Here is a 25,357-nt window from a genome sequence, read left to right on the forward strand (position 1 = left end):
AGGATGGTAGTCCGTATTTTCATTAGAAAGGGTGTGAATACTCCGTGAGCATTTCTTTTAACCGTATTTTAGACAAGATCAAGGGAAGAAGAGAGCAATTGAACGGTGATTTGCATATTATCGGTGAAGAATTTGAGTTTATTTTTCAAATGCCTACTGACTCTGCCGCAGAGTTAGAGAAACTAAAGTCATTTGAGCTACCCGAGGATTATGTGAGCTACTTCTCTCAGTACAACAGAGCCGTATTATTTCGCGATTTAGAATTTGGCAGCAGTCTCTTCACGATATTAGACCCTCACAATGTTATTGAATACTGGAAAGGATACAGCATAGATCACCCTTACTATCCTATCGCATGGAGTAGCCACTCGCTAGGTTGTATATGCGTAGATCAAGACCGACTTGATAGCGGAAACGGCTACCTCACATGGATCGAATCGATGGACCCTGATAATCCGATTGACATTGATCTGACATTTACAGAATGGCTGGATAAGCTCATCGAGCATGAGGGGAAGGAATTCTGGATTCCGTTCCATGAGGAGGAAGAGTAATTCAGGATGAAATCGGACGACTAATGCATGACTGCCAAAAAGCTGGGAGTAAGCTCTCAGCTTTTTTTCTGTAAGTTGGGGGGAATCCCGGCTCCGCTTTTGGCTCTTGTTCGAAATATTTAAAATTTCTTAATAGCATTAGTTTATACTTTCTCTCCTATGCACAGTCATACTATTTGTCCCCTCTGTCTCTTTTGCCAAAGAATCTCAGGCTCTATCCGCCCCAAAGTATCCCGTTGACGCAAATACCAAAAACTTAGAAACCATAGTAGATACTACGTGAAAAAATAGCCCTGACATTCTAGAAGATTCAGCTAAGCTGGGAGTATCGTGCTAGTTTTCAGGTTGAGCAGGATGGAACAGTTAAAGTAGATCATAGGTTTAGTGGATTAGTAGATTTGAAGACTAAGAAGAGATGTTTTATGGGCGTCCTGTTCATTTTTAGTATAATTTGGGTTATAAAGGGTGGTAAAGGAATATGAATGAAACTGTCTTTAGTTTCGTAGAGCTGCTTGAAATTGCTGGAGGCATATTCTTTTTCAGTTTGTTTCGATATGGATTAAGTAAGCATAATGCTACTTGGAAGTTTATTATTCTTGAATACTTTGCTATTGTTATGAGCATTTGGATTATTAAATCGTTGGTGAATCTTATTTTTGGTTAGGGGAACATGTCTGGTGATAAACCAGATACATACAAGACATGCCGAATAGATGCACCTATTCAGTTACTCCTATTCAGTTACTTTGGTAGCAGCCATGACCCACTCTCTACTTTCAACTGATAGTGTTTCATTTGTAGTAGGTAGCACATTAGCACAAAAAAGAGGGGTTCTCCGCCCCACTTTTTCAGTCCGCCAATCCATCTCCGCTTATTTTTCGTGAAATGCTTGGCATACCCAAGAGTGGACTCAATCTCTCCTTTTGCATATGGTGGGGATAACAGCTAGGATAATTTAATTCCGTTACCAAAAGACTTCCACCGAAAAGAGGTTACTCCTTGGTGGGCTAGTTATGGCAAATATGTACCTTCTGGTGATGACTATTAATTTTAGTGGGTGATTCTCTTTGAAGAACAATTTATCTCAACTGGCGTTGGATGGTTAAAAAAACGACTAGATGCAAGCAATCAATTATTAGTGCAAAAATGGGAGGGTTTAGTATATCCAACCAAATTTACATTTAACTCCCCTGCCACGTTAGAAATGATTGAAGAGTTTTTAAGAGACACTCACTGGCACTTACCAACTGACTATAAGAATTTTCTCCTAATCCATAATGGAGCATGGCTATTCGAAGGTGTAAGGTATGGTGGAGGATATGAGTTACTGAGTCTGGATGAAATTAAGAATAGTCACTTAGATTATATGCCTAAACATTGGTATCCTATCTCGATCAACAATGGCGATTACATTTTTATTGACTCTAATCAAGTTGCGTCCGGTCAGAACAACTATTTAGTGTGTTTTAATCATGATGATGTATCAACCTCAGAAGGTTATTACTTAAATATGACTTTTGAAACTTGGTTAGAAAGATTAATAATTGCACAAGGAACAGAGTTTTGGACTTGGTAAGTGGAAATAAAGAAGGGGCTGTTTCAAAAGTCGATTTTTTCGACTGAGAGACACCCCATTTTTAAAATCGAAACTCTTGATACATCAACGTTTCAGAGGGACTTCTCTAGTTGTCTAGTTGTAAGGAAGATATGGAAGCACTCATTCAAGCTTACTCTAAACAGATTGAATCTGCCCCCTACTTTCACATAGAGTACAGTGCCGACGGGAAAGCAAATTTTATAGAAGTTACCTCGGATACAGAAAATTGTTATATGTGCTCTTTTAAAGGGTTGGATGTTTTTAATATCAAGGTTGGTTGAAGATATGACCGAGAGCTTTGGGCAGTCTTTAATTGCCATTTACAATCTTCTTCACCAATAACGCAACACTCTCCACATGCCCCGTATGCGGAAACATATCCACCGGCTGCACTTCCTTCACCGCGTAACTGTCAGCGAGCACCTTCAAATCCCTCGCTAACGTAGAAGGATTACAAGAAACATAAACCACTCGCTCCGGCTGCATCTCCAAAATCGTCGTCAACAACGCCTCATCACAGCCTTTGCGCGGCGGGTCTACCACAATCACATCCGCCCGTATGCCTTTCTCTTTCCAAGCAGGAATGACAACCTCCGCAGGCCCTGCCTCAAACGTCGCATTCTCCACGCCATTCAACTGCGCATTCCGATTCGCATCCGCAATCGCTTCCGGTACAATCTCCACACCGTACACATGCTTGGACTTCTGCGCCAAAAACAGCGAAATCGTCCCGATGCCGCAGTACGCATCAATAACGGTCTCCGTACCAGTCGCACCCGCATACTCCAGCGTCTTGTTGTACAGCACCTCGGTCTGAGCAGGATTCACCTGATAAAACGAACGCGCCGAAATGGCAAACTTGATCGGACCGATATAATCGTAAATCACATCGCTGCCCCAGAGTGTCACGGTCTTTTTACCAAAAATAACGTTGGTCTTGTCCGGGTTGATGTTCTGCACGATACTCGTCACGCCAGCTACCTTTGCACGAATCGCTTCCACCAGCTGATCGCGCTGCGGAATCTGCTCCTTTGTCGTTACGAGCACGACCATGACTTCCCCTGTCTTCACGCCCACCTTGACGACCACATGACGCAACAGGCCTGTATTGCGAGTCTCGTCATATGCCTTAATATTCAACTTGGTCGCCGCCTGCTTCACGGCTGCCACTGCGTCATCATTCGCCTGATGCTGGATGAGGCATTCGTTCATGTCGATGATCGAGTGGGATTTCTCCGCGTAAAAGCCGCCGACCAACGCCCCGTTTTCCTCGCCGATTGGTACCTGTGCTTTGTTGCGGTAGCGCCATGGATCACTCATGCCGAGTGTCGGGTGAACGGTAATAGCCCCTTCCCCTTCGACTTGGAAACCTCCAATGCGCCGCAGGTTGTCTCGCACGATTTGCTGCTTGTGCCGCAGCTGCTCCTCGTATGCGAGATGCTGCAACGAACAGCCTCCGCAACGGTCGTACAGCGGACAGGGCGGCTGGAAGCGATGGGTACTCGCTTCTACTACTTCTGTCAGCTTGGCAAAGCCGAAGTTTTTCTTCACATGGTCGACGCGCGCATGAACTCGCTCTCCTGCAAGTGCGCCATCTACGAACAGCGTATATCCTTCAATCCGGCCGACTCCTGCTCCTTCGTGGTTCAGTCCGGTTATCTCCACTTCCACGGTTTGTCCGACACGCACAGGGACGTCCAGCTCCACTTTGGCTGTCGGGTGCGGACCGCGCCGCTTCTTTGTTGTCTTCGCCACTATCTATTGCTCCTTTTATCTTGCTCTATAGGTTTTCGTTTTCGCTCCAGGAAGCATGCAGGGATGCACAGCGAAAAGCGGCATCCCCACGGCTATTGCTATTCATTTTACTATCTTCTTACGGGACGAACAACTCGATATGCCCCGGCAACGCTTCCACCACGCAAGGCAGCTGTCCGCCCAGCTCACCGTCCAGATTGAGCTGAACCGTCTCTCCGCCCGGCGAAGTGGCTTTGATATAATCTGCCTGGAAATACAGGATGTTCGGGTCCTTCAGGTGCTCGCCGCGAACTGCTTGTGTCGCCAAGCGAATAAACTCCGCAATATTCAACTTCTTCACAACGATGACATCCAGCTTGCCGTCCGTCAAGTCCGCATCTGGGGCGAGCCTGTCGAAGCCGCCTACGGATCGGCTATTGGCGATGAGGAACACCATGATTTCTTCATCCAACAGCACCTCTCTGCGGCTCTCCAGACGAACACGGATCGGGTGCAGTGACGGCAGCTTCTCCAATCCTTTGACGTAATACGCCATTTGACCAATCAGCGTTTTCAGCTTGCTCGGGACCTCATAGGTCAAATTCGTCAGTGAGCCGCCACCTGCGATGTTCATAAAATAGCGGTTGTTGATGCGCCCCAGGTCAATGCGTTTCTTCTTGCCCTGGGCGACAATCTCCGTTGCACGCGTGATCGATTTCGGTATACCGACCGCCCGGGCAAAATCATTACTGGTTCCGCAGGGGATTATTCCTAGAGATGGACGCGCTTTATGCTCTGCCATCCCATTTACTACTTCATATATGGTTCCATCTCCACCAGCGGCCAGGATGACGTCAAAACCGCGAGCTACTGCACGAGCAGCTTCTTCTGTCGCATCATCTTCCCCTTTGGTCGCATAGCATGAAGTTTCATATCCGGCCGACTCCATTAAATCGAGGATTTCCGGCAATCGCCGACGCACGATCTCCCGGCCGGAGCTTGGATTGTAGATTAATCTGGCTCGTTTCAAGGCAGATCCCTTCTTCCTTCCCTCGCTCACGGGGGTACTCTCTTCCATCATATCCTGTATAGCCATTTTTGGGAATCGCTATGCTCCATATAGCGTGATAAGATAGAAAAAGATGGAAATCAAGGAGATAGGGGAGACGCTTGTGAAGAAGATCATCGTGGGAGTAGATGTGGGTGGCACTGCAATCAAGATGGCTTTGATTACGCCAGAAGGCGAGCTGGTTACAAAAATGCAAGAACCGACGCCTGTTGCGGACGGCGAGGATGGCATTTTGCAAAAAATCGTAGACATGTCTCATGATCTTCTTGCGCAGCACGACTATTCTCTTTCACAAGTCTGCGGAATCGGTGTAGGAGTACCCGGACCCGTCGATGGCGGGAAGGGAATCGTCTTCCAAGCGGTGAATCTTCACTGGCGCCAACCCGTTTTATTAAAAGAAAAATTGGAAGCCCTTACAGGTCTGCCTGTCGCGGTCGACAACGATGCCAATGTCGCAGCCCTCGGGGAGATGTGGCAAGGTGCAGGCCAAGGGGCACAAGACCTCGTTCTCATCACACTCGGCACAGGTGTAGGTGGAGGAGTCATTTTGAATGGAAAGGTCATCCATGGCATCAACGGTGTTGGCGGCGAAATCGGTCACATCACCATGACCCCGGATAGCGGCGCCCCCTGCAATTGCGGCAAAACAGGTTGTCTCGAAACATACACGTCTGCGACTGCCATCATTCGGGAAGGGCGATGTGCAGCTACAAACGGATCAAGCCCGGTGCTTGCCGCTGTACTAGCCACCAAAGGAAACATTGCCGCCAAGGATGTCCTCGAAGCAGCCGTAGCAGGAGACGCAGCAGCTCTAGCCATTACCGATCAGGTGGCGCTCTATCTCGGTCTCGCTCTCTCTCATTTGGCGAATGTACTGAATCCCGCGAAGTTTATGATCGGTGGAGGCGTGGCCGCAGCAGGTGACTTCCTCTTTTCCCGAATCCGTGAATCATTCAAACGCTTTGTTCCATTTACCTATGTCGTCGAGTCCACAGAAATCGTTCCGGCCGAGCTTGGCAATGATGCGGGTGTGTACGGTGCAGGCTGGTTAATCCGCTCACAAATGAACGAATCCTGATCCACTATAAAAAGATGGACGCTCCTGCACGTGAATCCTCACAGCAAGAGCGTCTTTTTGGAATAGCCTTATGAAGAAGCCTGCCTAGGTGCCACCTCTGGCTCGCCGCCTTTCCCTGAAACAATCAGCGCAGCACCGACGAGCACTGCACATCCCCCCAACAACTGGAGCAGGCTAAAAGCTTCGCCAAACAACAACGCCGAAAACCCAAACGTGACCACCGGCTCCAGCGTGCTTAGCACCGACGCTTTGGTTGAGCCAATCAATTGTAAGCCGCGGAAGAAAAAACTGATAGCGACCACCGTAGAGAAAACGACAATCCCCAGCAGCGCCCACCACCCTTGTACCGCAAAAGACAGGTCGACACCTCCGTCTTTTAGCGCAATGAAAAAGGTAGAAATGGCAGCAAACAGGGCAATGTACGCAGACGTTACATAGGACGAGACGCCTTTAACCACTCGATTTCCCACCACAATATAAACGGAATAAAACAACGCCGCTGCAAGCGCCAACAGCACGCCAATCGGCTGAATCCCGCCAAATGACAAGCCGAGCACCAGTCCAAGACCAACAAGTGTGATCAGCATGGCGATGACAGTCTTTTTCGTCAATCGCTCTTTCTCGACGAAGTAGCTCAGTATGGCAACAAACACCGGAAATGTATACAGCAGCAAGGCCGCCATTGAGGTCGGTATGTACTGTACCGCAGAGAAAAAGCTAAGGGATTGCAGGGTGTACAAAATCCCGCCGAGACAAAACATGGCGAGCACCTGTCTTTTATCCAAGCGAAGCGACTCCTTACGCCAGAGCAACAAACCAAAAAACAGAGCAGTCGCCAATAAAAACCGCAAAAATAAGAGCGTTGAAACAGACACACCCGCTTCGTAGGCGTACACAGCAAAAATAGACATGACGCCAAAACCAGCAGCCGATCCGAAAATATAGAACACACCGACATACAGCGGATTCACAACATTTCACCAGCTTTCTCGAAATGACAGCGACGAGTGATGCGACAGGTCTGAAAATGTTACGATCAGTGCTTCAACCCCGCCCCTTCTCTGCGGAATATGCGCGACGCGAGAAAAATGGTGAAAACCACATAGATAAGCAAAGAGCCAATCCCCAGGAGTGCATGCATCGGGTCGACCTTGCCATAAAACACTTCCTTGGACAGTGCGACACCGTTGAACACGGGCATCACGTAGTAATGTGTAGGGATGTCGACCGGACTGACTGGCATCAGCATATATGAGGGAACCATCGCCAAAAATATGACAGCACTCATGTACGTCTGCCCCTCTTTAAAAGACTTGGCAACCGTACTCAAAACAAGCTCCAACCCTGCAAAGAGCGCCGCCAACAACAAAATAGTCACGATGAGCACCAACAAAGTGACAGGCGAGAAGAAGGCGAGGGTAAAATGATCTCCTTCCGTCCCCATTGGTCCCAGACGCATGGCCAGCGTGACAGAGATCAGTGACGCTACTGCCCCCATGGTACTCATGGTCATGACAGCCAACAGCTTTGCCGTGAGGATGTGCTGGGCTGCAATCGGCGCCGTCAACAGCGATTCGAGTGTCCCCCGCTCTTTCTCACCTGCGACGAGATCATTCGCTGCGGCCATTCCCGCGGATGCGAGTGAGACTACCAACATCAACGGAATGATGCCAGCCAGCATCCCTCCCGACTTCCTTTCCTCAGAGGCTGTATTTTGAAAGGTGGAGACAATCGGTTGAATCGTCTGCTCGGACAAGCCCGCTTGGTTCAACCTTTTCGCTACGACGTCTTTGCTGTACGCCTCTACTGTCTGCTCGATCAACGTACGGGCATAGACAGATTTTTGATTGGTGGAGTCATAGGCAACCGATAGCTGTGCTGTTTTTCCCGCCGCGATCTCTTCATCGAAGCCAGCAGGAATCGTCAAAATGGCGCGCAGCTGACCTGCTTGCAGTGCTTGCTCCGGATTGGCTGGCTCTAGGATTTGAACGGCAGGATTTTTTTGCAAAGACGTAATCAATGAGGATGATCCTTGAACAGCTAACGGGATGTACTCCCTCGCTTCTTTTTCCACATTGCTATAGGATGTTCCCAGCAAAAAGAAGACGAACGGAATGACGAGCAATGGCACCAGAAGCGTCCCCATCCACGCCTTGCGATCGCGAAACAAGTCCATCAGTTCTTTTTTCAGTACGGTCCAAACGACATGCGAGCCCATCAGCCTTCGCTCCCTTCCACGACAGCCATGAAAATGTCGTCCAGATCCTCTGTCCCAAACTGCTCGCGCAACGTATCCAATCCTCCGGCGAACCGCAGCTTACCCTTGTGCATGAGCGCAACCCTTTTGCACAGCTTGTTAATCTCGCCCATGTTGTGACTGGAGAACAGAATCGTCTTCCCCTCTTCTTGCAGCTTTCCGACCATTCTTCGAAAGATTGTAGCAGCCGTTACATCCAGTCCTGTCGTCGGTTCATCCAACAAAATGACATCTGGATCGTGTACCAGCGTCCGGGCAATCGCTACCTTTTGCTTCATTCCCCGGGAAAAGGCCCCCACTCGCCGATCGATAAAGTCGTCCATCTCAAGCATCCGGCTCAGACTATGAATCCGCTCTTCAAGCCTCGCTTGCTCTAATCCGTATAGACGACCGAAGTACGCGATATTTTCCCGCGCTGTCAAACGGCTGTAAAGTCCCACATCTCCCCCGAACAAAATGCCGATTCTGCGGCGCACTTCAAGCGGTTGCTGTCGAACGGAAAAACCACTAATCTCGATGTCTCCCTCGGTCGGGGTCAAAACTGTCGCCATCATGCGCATCGTCGTTGTCTTACCCGCACCGTTCTCCCCCAGAAGTCCGTACACCTCGCCTGCCTCGACGCGAAACGATACATGCTGGACCGCTGCGATTTCCTTGAATCGCTTGCTAACATCCTTGACCTCAATCAACAGCAGCCCCTCCTCTCCCGTATTTTCACTAGAATCGTACCTTCAGTAAGTACGATGCCCGCTTTTCTCCCGTAAACGTTACCTGTACGACACCCATTCTCCCACGCAAAACCCTTGGTATAGCGCCAGTGACTTGGAATTCCCGCCGCTTCTCATCGACTCGCGCGACAGACACGGAGCCTGGGGGCGAAAAAACCTTGTCGCCTTCCAGTGTGTAAAACGAAAGGGTGATTTCTCCCGCTTGCCCGTGGGCTTCTCCCGAAAAACGGATGATCTCCATCATTCCTGACACCGCTGACACTTCCGTGAGATCAAAAAGCGGATGACGCAGGTTCGCAAGCGTCTGCCCTTTTTTCCAGTCCTGCAAAAACGCATCAAACTCCTGTACAGCAACCATCCACGCCGAGGAAGTCGTAGTCGTAGGGACATGCGAAGGTATTGCACCAAAAATAAGTGCAGAAGACGTCATCACCAGCGGCAACCAAATAGAAAACATGCTAATTCCCTCCAATAATTGGTGCCCTTAGCATGCCCTCACAAAAGTTACCCGTATGTGTCTTTGGCGAATCAGAATCTTTTGACTTCGAAAATTGTATCTCTCCTATCCTACAGCGGATAGCGCTCTTTCCATTTTGTCAGGGAAAAGTCTTCAAACAGCGCGACGAAAGACTCCGTATCGTTAATATAATGACGGGTTTCTTTTGCCTCTGGATGCTTTTCTAGATACAACGTTGCTACCAAATGGCTGACAGGAACACCTTCTGCCTCTTGATCGTAAATGCCCCGCTCAGCGAGCACTTTGCCAAAATAACGCACATAGGTGACGGTTATTGTTTTTTCTTGACCATTTTCTTGCCACGTAGAAATGGAACGATCAAATGTATCAGACGGTGATCCACCTTTTCCAGGTGCCACACTTTCTCCTGCAACAGAAATGAGCTTCATGTACTTCCATCCTCCTTTTTCTTCCTGTACGTTCATTATAGGGGAGAGTGGAAATTGTTACAAATTGCTTTGTCATCTGCCATTGGAAAAACCACTGCCTTTATTTGTCTGATACACTAGACAGAACGATTTAAAAAACTCCGAAATTTTTTCGCATCCCGCGTCAGATAATCCGTGAACCAGAAGTCTACATAGTAAATCAACAAATCACGAGGAGTTTTTGCGATGGATCACTTGATTATCAAGCCTAAGACTCAAGAAGAACAAGACCAGACAGACGACGAGACTTTGGTAGAGCAAGCAAAAGCCGGAGATCAAGCGGCGTTTAGCGAGCTGGTCAGGCGTCATCGCTCCAAAGTATACGGCTATGCACGGTCGTATACACAAGAAGCCTTTCTTGCCGAAGACATCGTTCAGGATGCTCTCATTCGCGCCTTTTTGCACCTTGGAACACTGGTGGACAGCCGACGTTTCCTCCCTTGGCTGCATCGGATTGTGCGTAATCAGGCGTACACGCGTCTGGCGAAGGGTCCGCAAAAAAGGGAAACCGTCTTCTCGAGTCTAGGCAAACAGACGTATGAGCAGGAACCGACTGACTGGGAGGACCTCGATAGTATTCTGCACAGGCTGGGACGGTCTTGGTCACACTCTGCGCAGAACACCAATCCCGAAGAGGTCATGGTGCGGCGTGAACTGTTTGAGACGATCAGGAGCCTGCTGTACTGCCTCAATCCTCGGGAGAGACGCATTGTGGAATCTCACTTTTTTGACCATTTGGCCCCTCATGAGATCGCCCACATGTTCCAGATGTCTCAGGCGAATGTCTACCAAGTGCTATCCCGTTCTCGCAAAAAACTCATTCAGGAAAAAACTCGTGTCGTTGTTGATCAATACATGAAGACGAGAAAGGTTGCGGGGAGTATGAAACAAGCAGTATTAAATAAACCAGAAGCATTCACTATGCCTACTTGGGTTACTTGCGCAGCAGCACTATACGGATTGGTAGAATCGACCGATCGAAAAATGTCTTTGCCGATGATCCTTGGCCTGAGCGGGCATGCCTTTCGCCTGACAATCGTCCCTGAAAATATCCACATTGCGGGTCCGACGATGTTTCACTTTCAGCGGGTCTTGCAGCAGGGTTTGAAAAACATGGGCTTTGAGTCTCGTGCCGTTACCTCGTATCATCTTTCCTGCGAACCAAGCATGAATGCCAATCAAGTAGAACCTTCGCTGCTCAGCCCGGAAGCACGCCAGAAGCGTCAGCTGTCTGTCCTCTTGCCAGAAGCATTGGAGCTGGTTCACCGCTCCATCGACAAAGGGCACCCTGTGCTTGCTTGGGACCTGTTCATGCCAGAGTTCGGATTGATCTACGGCTATGATGATGAAAAAAGAGTGTTTTACGCAGGAGATAACTGCCGAAACGACAGCACCATTCCTTATGAAAACTTGGGACGGGGTATCCTCGAGGAGCTATTTGTCCTTGCTATCGACCGTGCGTTTCCAATCGATCAACGCACGATGCTCGCAAATGCCCTCCAATCTGCACTCGTTCATTATCGTGGAGAAGAACCGCAGGACGCGAGCTGCGTCAATGGTCTAGCCGCCTATGCTGCTTGGCAGGAAGCCTATGAAAAGGGAACGGTTGAGTCGAATGGCAACGCGTATACGACCGTGGTGAACGGGGATGCACGTCGCTACGCCTCTCTTTTCTGGAGCGAAATCGTTGATACGTGGACAGATTCTGTGTTTGATGAGGTTCGCCCACTGATGAAAAAAGCAGCTAGCTTGTACGGGGCGATTGCCGATGGCTTTGACATGTTAAGCAAGCTCTTCCCGTTCCCGGCTGGAGGCGAGCCGAACGATGCGGAGCAGGGTAAGCAGGCTATTGCGTTGTTGCAGGCGATTGAGCGAAATGAGCGTGCTGCCGTATCTGTACTGGAACAAATACAGACGGGACTCACTGCAAATCAGGCGCGCACATAAAAGGGACAGAAAAAAGAACGCAGTCAAACAAGCTGCGTTCTTTTTCGTTCGAATTATTCCTCGTATTCGCCCCATTCAAGTGTGCCGTTTACAGCATCTACGTAAGGCCAGCCTTTGCTCTTGTCAATCGTATAGACAAGGGTGAGAAAAGGAGCTTCCTAAATGGGGTACTGGATACCTCCAAAATATGACCAGCTTAATCCGTCGTACTGGATACCTCTAAAAGATGACCAGCATAATCCGTCGCCACGTATATGCCCGTTCCATTTCCCAATATCTCCAGCCCATTTAGTAACTTTGGATAATAAACAATACGGTATATTGCTAACGGATCAGTCAAAACTTCAGAGTCTACTTCTTCAACAGCGTCCGATAATTGAGGGGAGCCTAATTGTTTTCTTTTGTCTGCTCCCAATAACTCAAGCACTGCTTTTTCTGCCCGTTGCAAAATAACCTCGTCTGTCGCAATTTCCCCTTGCTTCCAAATAGGAAAACTAGCACTGTACATGAACAGCTCTCCAGTTTTGCTGTCAAAGACAACAGTGGCACCCATGTCATTGGATTCGGGACTTCTCAGATAGAGCTTTAACAGTTTTTCATCGATCTCACTTTTCACAATCGTTCGTTTCGTCAATGCTTTCAATGCAGGCTCCAGCTTTTCTAAAGCAGCTACGATCTGCGTGGCCCGCTCTGGGAGCTTTTCCTCGCTTTTTGTAACAGTTGCACTGTGGCTAGGATGGATTTCAGGACTTGCAGCCAAAGCTGTTCCACTTGTTCCTAGCAACATCATTGCTATTGTCAAAGCAATTGCTATGTGCTTCCCATTTCGTTTCATTAAATCTCCTCCCTTAATCCTCTATCTCGTCCCACGTAAACGATCCGTTTACGGCATCTACAGTTGGCCAGCCTTTGCTGGTATCGAGTTTGTAGGCAAGAATGGGAGCATTATGATCACTGGATGTCGGCCAGATGTAAGTCAGCTTTACCGGTACATTTTTGGCGAAAATTTCGGCAACCTGCTGGTCTGTTACGGATGGTTTGAGCACAGGATATTTGCGATCCTCTGCGGGAACTGAGGCCAAGAACTCTGCGACTTGTCCTTTAATTGGATCAATAACTACTCCATAGGAATACTCCATGACTGGTATACCGTTTTGTTTTTCGAAAAATAAAAAGCCGTACTGCTCGATGGATTTCTTTTCCTCAGTCTCTTGCTTGTTATCCCTATTCGAAAGAACCTTCAGAGCCAATGAATCTTCTGGTTTGATCCGTTCGTACATTTCGACTTGCCATTCGGATGTTTTAGCATAAGGCTCCAAGAAAGTAATCGCTTTTTGTAACGACTGTTCTTTGGTGAGCGGAGCAGGAAGATATGGGATATGCGTCCAATTCAGATAACCACCAATCTCTCCTGTCATTTTGTCCTCCACTACCGAAGCGTAATTCACTTCAACATAGTTCGCCCAATAATGATTGATTATGCCGTCCTGCTCCTCCTTTCGATAGGTCGAATACGTCTTCTTCGTATCTATTCCAAACAGGCGCTCTAAAATTTGTGTATCCGTTGCATTTTTCTCAATGAATGGCTTTGCCTGGGGCTTCAAGGAAATATTTTTCAAATCGGCAGCATTTAGCTTGCCTTCCCCGTTTTCTTCCCCCCATCCATCAACGATCTGCTTGCCTGTCAGTGCATCAAATATTGGAGATGTTCTTAGCTTATACGCTAAGCCAGGCTTACCTTCACTGCCTTCCCATACATATCCATGCTGGATTCGTTCAGGTGTAAAAATCTGCTTCTGGATCGCCTCTTTTGCGACAGCTTTTTTCGGGTCAGCAACCTGAACTCCCTTCAAATCGAGTGGTTCAAACGAGATCCCGATTAAATGACCGGCGAAATCCATGTCTACATCTATGCCAAAACGCGTTCCTTCTATTTCCAGACCGTTCAACAGAATCGGATAATAGACATTTCGGAATTCATTTGACTCTTCCTCATCATCCACGTATGTTGACAATTGTGGGGCATCCGTCATGCTCCGCTTCTTCGACCCAAACAACTCCTCAACGGCTTTATCGGCTTTTTTCAAAATGGCCTCATCTGTTGCTTTTTCTTTCTGATCCCAGATGATGGTGGCAGCCTCGAAGCCAACCATCTCACCGCTATTGCGATCAAAAAGGATATACGCATCCTCGTGTATGTTGTCTGGATGATGCATAGTCAAGACCACTTGATTTTCATCTTGCTCGGAAATGAAGACTTCCCGTACCGTCAAAGTTTTCAAAGCAGGCTCCAGCTTCTCCAGCGCAGCGACAATCTCTACCGCACGAGTAGGCAGCTTGACTTGTGCTTCCGATGGAGTTTCTGCATTTTTCAAGATCATTTCCGGGCTTGTAGCAAATGCCTGGGCACCCGTTCCCAGCAGCATGGTTGTCACTGCAAAAGCAGCCGTTGCACTTTTCCAATTTTGTTTCATGAACATTTCTCCTAATCAATTATGATGATAGCTACGCATTCTATCTTACTTTTTTTCCACTATTTAGCATAGCTTACAGCACAAAAAAACAGCACTCTCCCCTTCCAGAGAAAGTGCTGTCGTATGTTTTGCCTACAGGCTGTTCAATACTTCCTGAATCAACTTGTTTACCATTCCCGGGTTTGCCTTACCTTTGGTTTGCTTCATGACTTGGCCCACGAAGAAAGCAGCTGCTTTTTCGTTTCCGGCTTTGAAGTCTGCCACGGCTTGCGGGTTGGAATTGACCGCATCGACGACGACTTGACGCAGAGCGCCTTCATCGCTAATTTGGACGAGTCCTTTTTCTTCGACGATCTGCTTCGGCTCTTTGCCGGTCTCGACCATCTCTTTGAAGACGGTTTTGGCGATTTTGGAGGAAATGGTTCCGTCCTCGATCAGCTTGATCATCTCACCCAAGCCATTTGGTGTCATTTTCACATCAGCAAACACCAGATTGTTGGCGTTGAGGTGTGCCAACAGGTCAACCATCAGCCAGTTCGCTACGGACTTCGGCTCTGCTCCTGTTTTCACAGTCTCATCAAAGAAATCAGCCGTCTCCTTGGAGATCGTAATGACTCCGGCATCATCCTTAGACAAGCCAAACTCGTTCACATAGCGTGCCTGACGAGCATCTGGCAGCTCTGGAATAGTTGCGCGAACCGCTTCAATCCACTCCTCGGAAATCTGCATGCGAACCAGATCCGGGTCTGGGAAGTAACGATAGTCGTGCGCTTCTTCTTTCGAACGCATCGTCAACGTCTTCTTGTTCGCTTCATCCCAACGGCGTGTTTCCTGAACAACCTTGCCACCGGAAGAAACTACCTCCGTCTGACGCAGTACCTCGTACTCCAAGCCCATTTGTACGTTGCGGAAGGAGTTCATGTTTTTCAGCTCAGCCTTGGTTCCGAATTCTTCTTGACCGTATGGACGGATCGAAACATTGGCATCGCAGCGCAGGGAGCCTTGTTCCATTCGAACGTCAGATACTTCGGTGTACTGGATGATCGCTTTCAGCTTTTCCAGATACGCACGTGCTTCTTCCGGTGTGCGGATGTCTGGCTCAGAAACGATCTCGACGAGCGGTACCCCTACGCGGTTGAAGTCTACCAGAGACTCTCCGCCAAAATCGCTGTGCGTCAGCTTACCCGCATCCTCTTCCAAATGCAGACGAGTGATGCCAATGCGTTTCGTCTCACCGTTTACCTCGATGTCGATCCAGCCATTGTAGCCGATCGGCTGGTCAAACTGCGAGATTTGGTACGCTTTTGGCGAGTCTGGATAAAAGTAGTTCTTGCGGTCGAACTTGGTCTCACGGGAAATCTCGCAGTTGAGGGCGAGTGCTGCTTTCATCGCGAATTCTACCGCTTGCTTGTTCGTTACAGGCAGTACACCTGGGTGTCCCAAGCAGATCGGGCATGTATGTGTATTCGGCGGTGCACCAAATTCAGTCGGGCAGCCGCAAAAGATTTTACTGTTGGTCGATAGCTCGGCGTGAACCTCCAAGCCGATGACGGTTTCGTATTTGCTCATGCTCTTACCCCCTCACCCATTCCGGTTTGCGCCCGTAGAAGCCTGCTGTTTGCTCATACGCATGGGCTACGCGCAATACGGTGGATTCGTCAAATGCACGACCTACGATCTGCAAACCGATCGGCAGACCGTTTTTGGAGAATCCGCACGGCACGCTGATTGCTGGCAGTCCAGCCAGGTTTACAGGAACGGTACAAATATCTTCCAGATACATTTTCACCGGATCATCTACGTTTTCGCCTACTTTGAAAGCCGTAGAAGGCGTGGTTGGGTGTAGGATTACATCGTAGTCAGCAAAAATGTTGTTGAAGTCCTGAATGATCAGGGTACGAACCTGCTGCGCCTTTTTGTAGTAAGCATCGTAATAACCAGACGAGAGTGCGTAGGTTCCGAGCATGATTCGGCGCTTCACTTCTGGGCCAAAGCCTTGGCTACGGGATTCCTTGTACAGCTCGATCAGGTTTGCCGCATTGTCTGCGCGCACACCATAACGTACGCCGTCAAAACGAGCCAGGTTGGACGAAGCTTCAGACGAAGACAAGAGGTAGTAAGCTGGTACTGCATATTCCGTGTGCGGCATGGAAACCTCGCTCCATGTAGCTCCCATGCTCTCCAGCTGCTTCAATGCTGCCAGAACAGCATCGCGAACCTCAGGGTCAATCCCTTCTCCGATCAACTCTTTCGGTACCCCGATACGCAGTCCTTTCACATCTCCAGTCAACGCGGACAAGTAATCCGGTACGTCCACATTAGCAGAGGTAGAGTCGTATTCATCATGTCCCGCAATCGCTTGCAGCACATAGGCAGAATCCTCAACGTTTTTCGTCACAGGTCCGATTTGATCCAGCGAGGACGCAAACGCAACCAGCCCGAAACGGGATACGCGTCCATATGTAGGCTTCAAGCCGACAACGCCACAAAAAGCAGCAGGCTGACGGATGGAGCCACCTGTATCAGAGCCGAGTGTGAAATAAAAATGACGCGCAGCCATTGCCGCCGCTGAGCCACCGGAAGAGCCTCCCGGAACGTAGTCGGTGTTCCACGGGTTTTTCGCTGGGAAAAAGCCGGAATTTTCGTTGGAGCCGCCCATCGCAAACTCGTCCATGTTCAGCTTCGCAACGATGACCGCATCGGCATCCTTGACCTTTTTGGAAACAGTCCCGTCATGGACAGGATCGTAGTTCGCCAAAAATTTGCTCGCGCAAGTCGTGCGAACGTCTTTTGTAACCAGGTTGTCCTTCAGTCCGGCAGGCAAGCCGTAGAGAAGACCCAGTTCCTCATTTCCTTTGACCAGACGCTCGTCCAATTGACGGGCATGAGCCAAGGCTCCCTCTTCATCTACATGCAGGACGGATTTGATTTCTCCGTCATGCTCCTTGATGCTAGCGATGGAAGCCTGCACCAGATCCGTTACCGAAATCTCTTTTGCGCGCAGGGCGCTATGTATCTCAGACAATCGCTTGTCAAACAGCGACACAGTGGGTTCCTCCCTTCTCGTTATCCAGTAGGTTATTCAAATACAGCCGGTACTTTAAACTGCCCGTCTTCGTGATCTGGTGCGTTTTTCAGCACGTCCTCACGCGGCAGGGACGGTCTGTTTACGTCTTCGCGCATGACGTTTTTCACGTCTGTAGCATGACTGGTTGGCTCAATATTGGATGTATCGAGCTCATTCAGCTTGGCTGCAAAATCAAGAATCGCATTCAGGTCTTTTGTGTACCGCTCCGCTTCTTCCTCAGCGAGCTGCAAACGGGCCAAATTAGCTACGTGTTCTACTTCTTTGCGAGTAATGGCACTCATTCTTTCCACCTCCGAATCGTATCACATAACTTTGATCTTACTTGAAAAGAGCAGGTTCAGTCAATTTTCGCAGGGATTTCAACAGGAAAAACAAATAATGTTCTCGACAAAAAAATATTGATCGATTATTCGCCAATAAAAACTTTGGCTCGCTGTTGTGGTGGGGAGGAAACAGGAGAAAACGCTCAGCTTCTTGTCCCACCCGCTGGGGGATTCACTGCCCGACTCCATGCAAAAAGCGAAACCGCGTCCAAAGTAGTCCTTTCAGGATGTGTTTCAGAGGTGGACGCTTAAGAGCGTGTTTCGCTTTTTGCATTCCGTCTCGGTCGGTGTACCAAAGATCTTCGCTTTTTTCTCCTGTTTCCTCTACGAGCGTTCAGTGTTAAACGGGTGTTAAACGGGTCTTAAAAGACTTAAAAGATGGAAGAATGTAATCAGTTACGACAGAGAAGAATATTTCCAGACGTAGCGACTTGTGGAGTCCTACCAAGCGGAGAAGGGATGAGCGGGCAAAAGAAACGCAACCGTGCCCGTGCGACGTAGCGGCTACCACTTTTGCGTTTCCCCGCGAATCCCTTCGGAGCGGGCAGTCTTAGCCCTCAGCAGGACGGAGCCTGGAGCCTAGACTGGAAATATTCTTCTCCCCACCACAGCCACATCTACTAGAAAACTTCATCTCCTAAGAAAAACAAGCCCAAGGCATTTGCCCTGGACTGTGCGTCTTCTATCTCTTGCTATTCAGCCTTCTTTTTCGCCAAGGCCTGCCCCATCAAAAGAGACTTCCCTTTTTCAACGCCCGTTGCCCATTCGAGCTCGTTGGACTCAAACAACAAAATGACGGTGGATCCAAATTCGAACCAGCCCAGCTCCGCCCCTTTTTCATAACGAGGTGTCCCAGCAATATTCTCGTGGGTTTGGCGCCCATGCTTGATATTCGTCGTAGCTGTGTTGTAGCAGACCTTCACGCTTCCTACAAACAAAGCTCCTACTTTAACCAAAGCCATATCGCCCAGGCTATCTGTTTTGATGTGAGTTACCAAGCGTTCATTGCGGGCAAACAAGCGGTCTACGTTTTCTATCCCGAGCTGGTTGACTGGATAGAGTCTGCCAGGCAAATAGCAATAACAGCTCAAATCGCCCGTTACCGGCATATGAATCCGGTGATAGTCCCTTGGACTCAAATAAATGGTGATAAATTTACCACCGTAGTAACGCTTGGCCTCTTCCTCCGAACCGCCCAACAGCTCACTCACACTGAACTCTTTTCCCTTTGCTTGAATCAAGGTACCTTCGCAAATATCACCTAACTGCGAAACAGTTCCATCTACCGGGCTGACGATGGTATCTGGGCCAGGTGCAATCGGTCTCGCTACGGGCTTCAGGCGTCGGGAAAAAAACTCCTTCAGCGTGCGGTATTCCGAAGCCGGCTTTTCTATGATGGACGTATCAATTTGATAGTGCTTTATGTATCGTTGAATGGCTAATCGACTAAAGGGAGTAGCGGTAATTTTGCCCATAGTCCGCGACATCGCGTTTTGTGGCAAGCGATGAATGAGACCTGGGAGCAGCTTTTTGCCCATAAGAAATGCTCCTTCGTAAAACAACAATACCCTTACTTTACCACTTCTGCTAACAGCCAGTAAACCCCGCACTATTACCAGAGGTTCATCATTTTCTTCGACGGTCTTGCTATACTATAATCATTCTAACAAGCCAACTATCAGTGGTTGTTCAAAAGGTCGACTTTTTGAACACACATTATCAGGAGATATCGGTTATGGTGAAGAAGCTCGATTTTACTACCCTTGTCAGTCAACATGGAGATATCCTAACCAGTCTGTTCGATCATATGTCGGACATGTTCTTTCTCATGGCTGTCGAACAAGCTGCGGACGGGGAGTATCAGTTCCGCTATGTCTTGATGAATCCATCTGCTATGCACAATGCTCAATTGTGCGAGGAAGCATACGGACAAAGGTTTGAAGACGTTTATCCTTATGAGAAAGCAAGCTTATTGCAGCACATGTACACACAGGCAGTAAAAAGCGGGAGCCCGATCCACTTTACTGCAAATGGTGACATCATTGGCGAATCCATTCTTTCTCCTGTCTACGATAGTAATGGTGTATGTACGCATGTATTTTCCATTACCCGCGATGTTACCGAACGCACAAACCTGGAGTCACAGCTGGCCTATATGGCGTATCATGATGTGCTCACAGGATTACCGAACAGGCGCCTCCTCTCCGAAAAGCTCCAGCAAGCTCTACGTGCTGCCCAATCAAAAGAGGAGATAGTCGCTGCCCTCTATTTGGACTGTGACCGCTTTAAAGAAATTAACGATACCTGGGGTCATGACACTGGAGATTTGTTTTTGCAAATGCTGGCTACACGCCTCAAATCATCCGTTCGAGATGGAGATATTGTCGCACGTCTGGGGGGAGACGAGTTTGTCATCGTTCTGACCGGCATTCACTCCGAACGTCAGGTTGAAAAAATTGCGAACCGTATCCTGCTTGCGACTCAAGAGCCGTGGATGATCGAGGACCGGGCCATACCGTTCTCGACAAGCATAGGCATTGCCCTCTACCCGGCATCTGCAAGCGAAGCGGAACAACTGTTGAGCAATGCAGACAAAGCACTTTATCAGGCCAAAAAGACAGGGCGCAATCGTTTCTTTTTCTTTGACTCCATTTGATTATTGACTATAAAACAAAAACACTGCCAAGACAGAGAACAGCAAACTCACCACATACAAAATGATGACCGTCTGCTTCGTAGACAACCCCCGGGACATGAGCCGATGATGAACATGTCGACGATCCGCTTGGTACATGGGGGAGCCTGCCAAAAGCCGACTGATCATGACCTGTACAGTGTCTATGACGGGCAAGCCTACTGCCAGCACAGTCACGACTAATGAAATGAGCGTAGCCCCTTTCATCGTTCCTTCCAACGAGATCACGCCGAGAGCGAATCCCAAAAACATCGATCCCGCATCACCCATAAAAATTTTCGCCGGATAAAAATTAAAGCGTAGAAAAGCGAGTGCAGCACCTGCCAGTGCGACTGCCAATAGTGCCGTTAATTCTTGACCTTTGAGCATCGATAAAAAGAACAAGGTCACCGCTGAGATCACAGTAGCACCTGCAGCGAGTCCGTCCACCCCATCCAAAAAATTCACCATATTGATCAAGCCGACGATCCACAGCACGGTCATCAGCAGGGAAACCAGGATTGGAAATGAGATATACATCCCTTCCGCTCCCCCCAGCCACATGAAATTGATTCCCCGAAAGCGAATATCCATGAAGAATGTCAGCGTCGCTACCAATAACTGCACCATCAGCTTCGGCAGTGCCGGAAACTCTTTTTTCTTCGACTTGTACGTATCGTCTACCCATCCAATGGCCACCAGCATGGCCCCTCCAACTGCCAAAACTGCAACGGTTTTTTGCGCCCCTGCAAAAAAAGTTGACACCAACAAGAGACCGACGAACATCGCCAACCCGCCAGATAATGGGATCGGTCTGCTATGTCCCTTTCTTCCCTTTGGCATATCTAGCAGCTTTGTTTTCCAAGCCAGCCAATTTGCTACTGGCATTAACAAATACACAACAAAAAACGAGGAGAGTCCTGACACGATATAAGTAAACAGTTACCCTCACCTGCTTTGCCCTTCATTTTGTCTTTAGTGTGGACAAAATGGGAACAAAAAAGCCGCCCCTGTATAAGAGGCAGCCTTTTTTATTGCGAAGCTTACAGTTTTTCGGAAACCATTTTTGCTTGTGTGAAGAGCAAGAGGTAGTCTGGTCCACCCGCTTTGGAGTCTGTACCGGACATGTTGAATCCTCCGAATGGATGTACACCTACCAAAGCGCCTGTGCACTTGCGGTTGAAATACAGGTTACCAGCATGGAACTCTTCGCGTGCACGCTCCAGGTTTTCACGGTTGCGGCTGATGACAGCGCCAGTCAAACCGTACTCGGTGTTATTCGCGATTTCCAGTGCATGATCGAAATCGTTCGCTTTCGTGAACGCTACCACTGGACCGAAGATTTCTTCTTGCATGATGCGAGCTTGTGGATCTACATCTGCAAATACAGTTGGCATGATGAAGTAGCCGGATTCTGGACCTTTTTCGCCACCTGCAACTAGTTTGCCTTCTGTTTTACCAATCTCGATGTACTCGAGGATTTTGTTGTATGCTTTCTCGTCAACTACAGGACCTGTGTAGAACTCGTTGGTTCTGATGTCGCCGACAGTCAGTTGTTTGGTCAGCTCTACTACGCGGCCCAGTACTTGATCGTACACGTCTTGGTGAACGATCGCACGGGAGCAAGCGGAACATTTTTGACCGGAGAAGCCGAATGCAGAAGCCACGATGGACTGTGCAGCCAACTCGGTGTCGCAATCGTTGTCAACCACGATGGAGTCTTTACCGCCCATTTCGGCAACCAGACGCTTCATCCATTTTTGACCTGGACGATGTTTCGCAGCCAGTTCGTTGATACGCAGACCTACGTCACGGGAACCTGTGAAGCTGATGAAACGAGTCAGGTTGTGCTCTACGAGGTAATCGCCGATTTCGCTACCGGAACCTGGTACGAAGTTCACAACACCAGCTGGTACGCCAGCGTCTTCGAGGATTTCCATGAATTTCGCAGCGATAACTGGAGTAGTAGAAGCAGGCTTCAATACAACAGTGTTACCCGCTACGAGAGCTGCTGTCGTCATACCAGCCATGATCGCCAGAGGGAAGTTCCAAGGCGGGATAACGATACCTACGCCAAGTGGAATGTAGTACAGTTCGTTGTCCTCATCCGGGATACGTGGCAAGTCATGGCGCTGGGACAGCTTATCCATTTGACGTGCATAGTATTCCATGAAGTCGATTGCTTCTGCTGTGTCAGCATCAGCTTCTGGCCAGCTTTTTCCTGCTTCTTTTACGAGCCAAGCAGAGAACTCATGCTTGCGGCGACGCAGGATTGCTGCTGCTTTATACAGATAGCGGGAACGTGCTTGTGCAGGCACCTTTTTCCATGTTTCGAAAGTGCTAGCAGCTGTTTGGATCGCTTTTTCAGCCAGTGCTTGGTCAGCCTGGGAAACAACGCCCACTACTTGTTCTTTATTAGAAGGGTTGAAGGAGCTGGATTTCTTTTCAGTTGTGATGCGTTCTCCGCCGATAATAATTGAATACTCACGGCCAAGCTCACTTTCTACCTTAGCGAGCGCTTCTTCAAATGCCTTTTTATTTTCTGGCAGACTAAAATTGGTGAACGCCTCGTTTTTGAATTCCACTTGCATCTGTGACGCCTCCTTATCGATATCTTCCATGTTTCGGATCACTCATAAAACATATGCAAGGATCATACCAACCAAACAATTAAAAGCTCGACTCTATTAGTGTTTGCATTTTTCCCGAAAAATCACCGCCATGATTCAAGAAGTATTTCGAACACTTTTGTACATGAACCGTTCATCACTTTACACTTTTGTTCAACTCGCTATCTTTTGTGTACAAAAAAACACCCGACTTACTCACCTTTTCAGGCGATCATTCGGGTGCTTGTTGCTTTTCCTTATTGTCTGTAAATATGCATATACGGCTCACCATTTGTCGGTCGAATGTAGAGCGACAATGGTTTGTTCATCGACTGCACGTACATGTTGACATGGACGTTCTTATCGAATAGTTGGTTGATACTGCCCGCTGCAAATTGAGTAAACTGCAATACCTCTGTTCTGGAGTCATACTCTGCCGTAGCTGTGATTGTCATTTCCGTCAGCCTGCCATCCATGAAGCGCCCCAGACCAGTCATCCCGATGTACTCACCGAAATAACCCTTAGACTGGCGCATGAGCTTATCGTACTGCAAGGACACTTCTGGGTACTTCTTCTCAGCCTCAGAGCTTGGGAATAGTAAAAACTCCTCTTCGATCGGCAGCCACTTGGATACCGTTGCTTCATTCGCCCCTACAGTTCCTGACATGATAAAGTGACCTGGCACCAGAGAAGAATTCGCTTCCGGTACTTGATACATCAAAATCAATATCGGAACCTGCGGGCTGTTGGCACGTACAGACTGCACAATACGAGCTGCGACCTGCTGGCCTTTTGCTTGCAGTTCTTGAGTCGTGTAGACCTTGTCCTGACCGGTTGCATCCTGGTAGTTCGGCGAAAGCGACAAGCCCAACACCATGCCAGCTAAGCTCTTATCCTTTTTGTTCAGGTAATCGTGCTCCAACACGTGCACGAGAATTCCGTTTTTCTTTTTCCCGTTGGCCCCAGCCGTCTTTTCTTGTGCGATCCACTGGGTGACTTGCTCTTTTTTCACCACTTGACCTTCTTGGAAATAATACTCGGACGTCGGGAATGTCTCCCGAGCAAACTCCATCAGGCCTAATTCAAGATGACTGAAATCGATGCGATATTTCGTATCCCCAAGCATACCTCGCGTCTGGTTCGGCTGATATGGCGTAATACTGCCGTAGTAATCCTCGGATACTTCCACTACCTCCGACAAGGACGGTGTAGTAGGCTCAGGAGCTTTGTCCTTGCCCCCAGGTATCAACGAGCAGCCAGTCAATGCCATCACAAGAAGTACATCTGTGAAGAACCTGCATCCTGTCAAAAACTTCACTTTCATAGATTACTCCTTTTCGTATCCAAAAGTGGGCGATGTACAAATCATTCGTTCCACTTGATCCATCGATTGTCTTCGAGCTTATAGATCAATGCCGATTCGCCAATCCCCACCCATTTTGTATCCTCGCCACCTGACGCAATGACAATCAGCTTTTCTGGTGAGCGAGCATCAAGCAAACGCCATTCGCCCTTGATTTTCTCATAGATACCTTTTTCGGTTGCGACAGCGAGAGTGCCAGTTCGTCTGTTAATGGCGAGCGAATAGATCTGCTGTGCTCCGGGAATCTCCTCTGTCTTCCACTGCCCCTCTTCATTATAGAGCAAGCTGAATTGAGCCGCTACATAGAGTCGGTCTTGTTCGGGATCAAAGTCCATGGCAAATACTTCCTGGTCCATCGGCTGCCACAGGCTCCAAGATTGGGCCTCGTCCGTCGATTGATAAATGCCTTCACCCGAGACAAAGGCAAACAGACGTATTTCGCCTCCTTGGCGACTCCCCACAAAGCTGCTGATATTCGCAGGCTCTGGCAACCCCTTGTTGACAGAAGCCCATTTTTTACCGCCATCTGTCGAATGAAGAACCCCATCAATCCCGCCGACAAATATTTGCTTCGGATCATCCGGGTCCACAAACCAACCTTCGATCGCATACTGCTCTAAATCTGCCGAGAGAGATCCCCACGATCCACCCCCAACCGAGCTATACAGCCCTGCATCGGTGCCCACCCATATTTGCTTAGCATCATCGGTCATCATCAGATTGTGAATGGTTGCTCCCTGCTCCAATACGTCCTGATAGGTCAAGTCCCCTTGTAGAGCAGCAGCTGTAACTGTTGGAGGATTCGTATTGATTTGTTCACTGCCAGTACTGCTGTTACTTCCACAGCCAACCAATTGCAGCATGGCTAATACACCGATTCCCCATTTCAGATAGCTATTCATGCTCTTCACGTCCC

22 protein-coding genes are annotated in these 25,357 nt (G+C 48.6%); 5 read left to right on the forward strand and 17 right to left on the reverse strand.

Features of this window, described 5'->3' with window-relative positions; genetic code table 11:
• The first annotated feature begins 44 nt into the window (after positions 1-44).
• Together HPY28_RS13010 and HPY28_RS13015 are read left to right on the forward strand one after the other, a co-directional pair.
• Entirely contained in the window at positions 45-554 is a 510-nt protein-coding gene (locus HPY28_RS13010) for an SMI1/KNR4 family protein (protein ID WP_174224979.1), read from the forward strand.
• Between the two features lie 1,057 nt (positions 555-1,611).
• Positions 1,612-2,130: an SMI1/KNR4 family protein gene (locus HPY28_RS13015; protein ID WP_371813469.1), complete on the forward strand. Its 519-nt coding sequence runs from the start codon at positions 1,612-1,614 to the stop codon at positions 2,128-2,130.
• Positions 2,131-2,460: 330 nt separating this feature from the next.
• Here HPY28_RS13015 and rlmD read toward each other — a convergent pair whose 3' ends face one another.
• Together rlmD and HPY28_RS13025 are read right to left on the reverse strand one after the other, a co-directional pair.
• Complete coding sequence (gene rlmD, locus HPY28_RS13020) at positions 2,461-3,906, reverse strand: 23S rRNA (uracil(1939)-C(5))-methyltransferase RlmD (protein WP_174230698.1); 1,446 nt, start codon at positions 3,904-3,906, stop codon at positions 2,461-2,463.
• 118 nt (positions 3,907-4,024) lie between these two features.
• Positions 4,025-4,915: a diacylglycerol kinase gene (locus HPY28_RS13025; protein ID WP_174230699.1), complete on the reverse strand. Its 891-nt coding sequence runs from the start codon at positions 4,913-4,915 to the stop codon at positions 4,025-4,027.
• Positions 4,916-5,057: 142 nt separating this feature from the next.
• On the opposite strand from HPY28_RS13025, the gene HPY28_RS13030 reads away from it, so the two are divergent.
• Positions 5,058-6,032, forward strand: coding sequence for an ROK family glucokinase (locus HPY28_RS13030; protein ID WP_371813470.1), 975 nt, complete (start codon positions 5,058-5,060; stop codon positions 6,030-6,032).
• Positions 6,033-6,100: 68 nt separating this feature from the next.
• On the opposite strand, the gene HPY28_RS13035 is transcribed toward HPY28_RS13030, so the two are convergent.
• The 5 genes from HPY28_RS13035 to HPY28_RS13055 form a co-directional block, all read right to left on the reverse strand.
• Entirely contained in the window at positions 6,101-7,003 is a 903-nt protein-coding gene (locus HPY28_RS13035; protein WP_174230701.1) for a DMT family transporter, read from the reverse strand.
• Between the two features lie 65 nt (positions 7,004-7,068).
• Positions 7,069-8,250 carry an ABC transporter permease gene (locus HPY28_RS13040; protein WP_174230702.1) on the reverse strand — a complete coding sequence of 394 codons (1,182 nt, stop codon included), beginning with the start codon at positions 8,248-8,250 and terminating at the stop codon, positions 7,069-7,071.
• Positions 8,250-8,978, reverse strand: a complete 729-nt coding sequence (locus HPY28_RS13045) for an ABC transporter ATP-binding protein (RefSeq protein WP_174230703.1) — start codon at positions 8,976-8,978, stop codon at positions 8,250-8,252. The genes HPY28_RS13040 and HPY28_RS13045 overlap by 1 nt, the downstream gene beginning before the upstream one ends.
• A 28-nt stretch (positions 8,979-9,006) precedes the next feature.
• A complete protein-coding gene (locus HPY28_RS13050) occupies positions 9,007-9,474 on the reverse strand; it encodes a hypothetical protein (RefSeq protein ID WP_174230704.1) in 468 nt (155 codons plus the stop codon).
• Between the two features lie 110 nt (positions 9,475-9,584).
• Positions 9,585-9,923, reverse strand: a complete 339-nt coding sequence (locus tag HPY28_RS13055; protein ID WP_017249806.1) for a hypothetical protein — start codon at positions 9,921-9,923, stop codon at positions 9,585-9,587.
• Positions 9,924-10,148: 225 nt separating this feature from the next.
• Between HPY28_RS13055 and HPY28_RS13060 the strand changes: the two genes are divergently transcribed.
• Positions 10,149-11,909 (forward strand): RNA polymerase sigma factor, encoded by a 1,761-nt coding sequence (locus HPY28_RS13060; RefSeq protein WP_174230705.1) that lies wholly within the window; start codon positions 10,149-10,151, stop codon positions 11,907-11,909.
• A 196-nt stretch (positions 11,910-12,105) separates the two neighbouring features.
• Here HPY28_RS13060 and HPY28_RS13065 read toward each other — a convergent pair whose 3' ends face one another.
• From HPY28_RS13065 to asd, 6 genes are all read right to left on the reverse strand, one after another.
• Positions 12,106-12,744, reverse strand: coding sequence for a hypothetical protein (locus tag HPY28_RS13065; RefSeq protein ID WP_254476047.1), 639 nt, complete (start codon positions 12,742-12,744; stop codon positions 12,106-12,108).
• Positions 12,745-12,757: 13 nt separating this feature from the next.
• On the reverse strand, positions 12,758-14,383 hold the full coding sequence (locus HPY28_RS13070; protein ID WP_174230706.1) for a hypothetical protein: 1,626 nt from the start codon (positions 14,381-14,383) through the stop codon (positions 12,758-12,760).
• A 132-nt stretch (positions 14,384-14,515) separates the two neighbouring features.
• Complete coding sequence (gatB, locus tag HPY28_RS13075; RefSeq protein WP_174230707.1) at positions 14,516-15,952, reverse strand: Asp-tRNA(Asn)/Glu-tRNA(Gln) amidotransferase subunit GatB; 1,437 nt, start codon at positions 15,950-15,952, stop codon at positions 14,516-14,518.
• A gap of 4 nt (positions 15,953-15,956) precedes the next feature.
• Entirely contained in the window at positions 15,957-17,429 is a 1,473-nt protein-coding gene (gene gatA / locus HPY28_RS13080; RefSeq protein WP_048031142.1) for an Asp-tRNA(Asn)/Glu-tRNA(Gln) amidotransferase subunit GatA, read from the reverse strand.
• Positions 17,430-17,461: 32 nt separating this feature from the next.
• Entirely contained in the window at positions 17,462-17,752 is a 291-nt protein-coding gene (gatC, locus tag HPY28_RS13085) for an Asp-tRNA(Asn)/Glu-tRNA(Gln) amidotransferase subunit GatC (protein WP_174230708.1), read from the reverse strand.
• A 734-nt stretch (positions 17,753-18,486) separates the two neighbouring features.
• Positions 18,487-19,332 carry an archaetidylserine decarboxylase gene (asd, locus tag HPY28_RS13090; RefSeq protein WP_174230709.1) on the reverse strand — a complete coding sequence of 282 codons (846 nt, stop codon included), beginning with the start codon at positions 19,330-19,332 and terminating at the stop codon, positions 18,487-18,489.
• A gap of 197 nt (positions 19,333-19,529) precedes the next feature.
• Between asd and HPY28_RS13095 the strand changes: the two genes are divergently transcribed.
• A complete protein-coding gene (locus HPY28_RS13095) occupies positions 19,530-20,450 on the forward strand; it encodes a diguanylate cyclase domain-containing protein (RefSeq protein ID WP_174230710.1) in 921 nt (306 codons plus the stop codon).
• Here HPY28_RS13095 and HPY28_RS13100 read toward each other — a convergent pair whose 3' ends face one another.
• The 4 genes from HPY28_RS13100 to HPY28_RS13115 form a co-directional block, all read right to left on the reverse strand.
• Complete coding sequence (locus tag HPY28_RS13100; protein ID WP_174230767.1) at positions 20,451-21,254, reverse strand: MraY family glycosyltransferase; 804 nt, start codon at positions 21,252-21,254, stop codon at positions 20,451-20,453. It lies immediately after the preceding gene.
• A 257-nt stretch (positions 21,255-21,511) separates the two neighbouring features.
• Positions 21,512-23,059, reverse strand: a complete 1,548-nt coding sequence (pruA, locus tag HPY28_RS13105) for an L-glutamate gamma-semialdehyde dehydrogenase (protein ID WP_174230711.1) — start codon at positions 23,057-23,059, stop codon at positions 21,512-21,514.
• 275 nt (positions 23,060-23,334) lie between these two features.
• Positions 23,335-24,402, reverse strand: a complete 1,068-nt coding sequence (locus tag HPY28_RS13110) for a CamS family sex pheromone protein (protein ID WP_174230712.1) — start codon at positions 24,400-24,402, stop codon at positions 23,335-23,337.
• Between the two features lie 41 nt (positions 24,403-24,443).
• Positions 24,444-25,343: a WD40/YVTN/BNR-like repeat-containing protein gene (locus HPY28_RS13115; RefSeq protein ID WP_174230713.1), complete on the reverse strand. Its 900-nt coding sequence runs from the start codon at positions 25,341-25,343 to the stop codon at positions 24,444-24,446.
• Positions 25,344-25,357 lie beyond the last annotated feature (14 nt).

Origin of the sequence: Brevibacillus sp. HB1.2, assembly GCF_013332495.1 — a bacterium.
In the GTDB taxonomy this organism is placed as follows: domain Bacteria; phylum Bacillota; class Bacilli; order Brevibacillales; family Brevibacillaceae; genus Brevibacillus; species Brevibacillus porteri.

What these genes read in the sequence shown, in the direction of transcription:
- gatB (WP_174230707.1), bottom strand. Translation starts at nt 15,952, where the DNA reads ATGAGCAAATACGAAACCGTCATCGGCTTGGAGGTTCACGCCGAGCTA.
- asd (WP_174230709.1), bottom strand. Translation starts at nt 19,332, where the DNA reads ATGGGCAAAAAGCTGCTCCCAGGTCTCATTCATCGCTTGCCACAAAAC.
- HPY28_RS13095 (WP_174230710.1), top strand. Translation starts at nt 19,530, where the DNA reads ATGGTGAAGAAGCTCGATTTTACTACCCTTGTCAGTCAACATGGAGAT.
- HPY28_RS13065 (WP_254476047.1), bottom strand. Translation starts at nt 12,744, where the DNA reads ATGAAACGAAATGGGAAGCACATAGCAATTGCTTTGACAATAGCAATG.
- HPY28_RS13040 (WP_174230702.1), bottom strand. Translation starts at nt 8,250, where the DNA reads ATGGGCTCGCATGTCGTTTGGACCGTACTGAAAAAAGAACTGATGGAC.
- HPY28_RS13055 (WP_017249806.1), bottom strand. Translation starts at nt 9,923, where the DNA reads ATGAAGCTCATTTCTGTTGCAGGAGAAAGTGTGGCACCTGGAAAAGGT.
- HPY28_RS13060 (WP_174230705.1), top strand. Translation starts at nt 10,149, where the DNA reads ATGGATCACTTGATTATCAAGCCTAAGACTCAAGAAGAACAAGACCAG.
- HPY28_RS13050 (WP_174230704.1), bottom strand. Translation starts at nt 9,474, where the DNA reads ATGTTTTCTATTTGGTTGCCGCTGGTGATGACGTCTTCTGCACTTATT.
- HPY28_RS13070 (WP_174230706.1), bottom strand. Translation starts at nt 14,383, where the DNA reads ATGAAACAAAATTGGAAAAGTGCAACGGCTGCTTTTGCAGTGACAACC.
- HPY28_RS13110 (WP_174230712.1), bottom strand. Translation starts at nt 24,402, where the DNA reads ATGAAAGTGAAGTTTTTGACAGGATGCAGGTTCTTCACAGATGTACTT.
- pruA (WP_174230711.1), bottom strand. Translation starts at nt 23,059, where the DNA reads ATGCAAGTGGAATTCAAAAACGAGGCGTTCACCAATTTTAGTCTGCCA.
- HPY28_RS13115 (WP_174230713.1), bottom strand. Translation starts at nt 25,343, where the DNA reads ATGAATAGCTATCTGAAATGGGGAATCGGTGTATTAGCCATGCTGCAA.
- HPY28_RS13100 (WP_174230767.1), bottom strand. Translation starts at nt 21,254, where the DNA reads ATGTTCGTCGGTCTCTTGTTGGTGTCAACTTTTTTTGCAGGGGCGCAA.
- gatC (WP_174230708.1), bottom strand. Translation starts at nt 17,752, where the DNA reads ATGAGTGCCATTACTCGCAAAGAAGTAGAACACGTAGCTAATTTGGCC.